The 1,696-nt window shown below is 36.6% G+C and carries 1 protein-coding gene; it reads right to left on the bottom strand.

The annotated features are described in order from the left end of the window. Positions 1-388: 388 nt before the first annotated feature. Complete coding sequence (locus tag I2I04_RS23080; RefSeq protein ID WP_143260632.1) at positions 389-1,333, bottom strand: tyrosine-type recombinase/integrase; 945 nt, start codon at positions 1,331-1,333, stop codon at positions 389-391. Positions 1,334-1,696: the final 363 nt, after the last annotated feature.

Below are 1,696 nucleotides of genomic sequence, written 5' to 3' on the forward strand. Positions count from 1 at the left end.
CATTTACTGATTTTGGTTTCGTTAAAATCATATTTTTTTACCCCATGTGATTCCGTTACTTCTTAGGTAACGGATAATACACATATAGGATACACATAGCATTGAAAAAAGGAAAAAAATCGATTATGAGGGAATATAAAAGCGGGTACCTAATATTCAATATAAGACTTTCTTGAATTTAGGTAATAAAAAGCCCTTGAGCATGAAGACGTTATCCTTCATGTTCAGATAGATTCATGTTGCATATTTGAGAGAAAAAGGAAAAAAAGAAGTTTTTTGCTTGTTTGCTATTAATATTTTTACCTATCTTTGTAGCGAATATATTTCCGTTACCTAAGAAGTAACACCAGCATTAAGTCCCTAATCCATAATGCCTTAATAATATTAATCAGAACATTTTAAAACTACATACGTAAGAATAATTCAATTTATTAACCTTTGTTCTTTCTTCCAATTCGAAACCCTTTAAATATATCTGTGTTGTTTTAATAGATTTGTGCCCTAATGATTCGCTAATCATCTCGATAGGAACACCTCTGTACTTGGCAGTCGTAGCCCAAGAATGACGAAGCGTGTAAGACGTGACGGATGAAGGTATCCTTAATTTTCTGGACAGGCTTTTCAAGTCATTATTGAAACGTCTCAAGGCTGACTGATATTCACGATAAGCCTCCTCTTCATCTCTCTTATATGCTCCGCTTAATATCCGAAAAAGATAATCGGGATAATCGGGACTCCGGGCATCGGTCTTATTGTATAATCCCCCGATTGCATTGTGCGCTGACTCCAACACTTCTATACTCATAGGAGTACCGGTCTTGAGACGATTGTACTTCAAAAGCCCCTGTTTCAAATTGGATTTTTCCAGATGGGCCAAATCAGAAAAAGGCATTCCACAAAACTGAAATAACAGATTGGCAATGGCCTGTGTCCGGCGAAGCTTTTCCGATTGAGGATCTTTGTTTAGTAACATGTGAAGTTCACCGATCGGGATGGCTTTCTTCTGACGTGTGTCCACCCCGGTAAATACATCCCGGAACAAGCCATGTACATAAGGGGCCTGATGTGTATCGACTCCACGATTGTAGATACTACGAAGCATACGCATATACGTAGAAATCGTATTAGGCTTCAAACGGGAAGCCAACAGATAGTTGCTATACCTCTTTAAAGTTTCGCGGTTTATCCTACTAAACGTAATGGATTTGGTCCCACAAAACTGAGAAAAAGAACGAATAGCGTGCTTATACACGTGGGCCGTAGAGTAACGCCCCTCTTGTCGCAAACAATCGATGTAATTGTTTGCACAAATAGTAAATCGATTTTTTTCCATAAATTATAACTTATCTCATAAGTGTTATTAAAAAACGTGCGGAATATAGTAAGATTATAGATAAAATGAAGCACAATTTTAAATTTAGTCACTGTTTTAGATGGAAAATCAAATAATTTCTAAAAAAAATAAGTGAAGCCATGCAGTATTTTCAATAACCGTGCATTTAACTTATAAAAGAGGAAAAAAGAAATCAAACCATATATCATTAAAACCTACAACCTGAACTTAACAAGTGAAGTGGGGAAAATAAAAAGAGAGAGAGTTTTTTATACAACGTCCCCAAAAATCGAGTAGGAGGAAAACGAAAGCTTTCTTCCTACTTTCGTTTTCCGACCTCTCACACCACCGTACGTGCCGTTC

The sequence above is a fragment of the Bacteroides sp. 1001136B_160425_E2 genome, assembly GCF_015559655.1.
In the GTDB taxonomy this organism is placed as follows: domain Bacteria; phylum Bacteroidota; class Bacteroidia; order Bacteroidales; family Bacteroidaceae; genus Bacteroides; species Bacteroides luhongzhouii.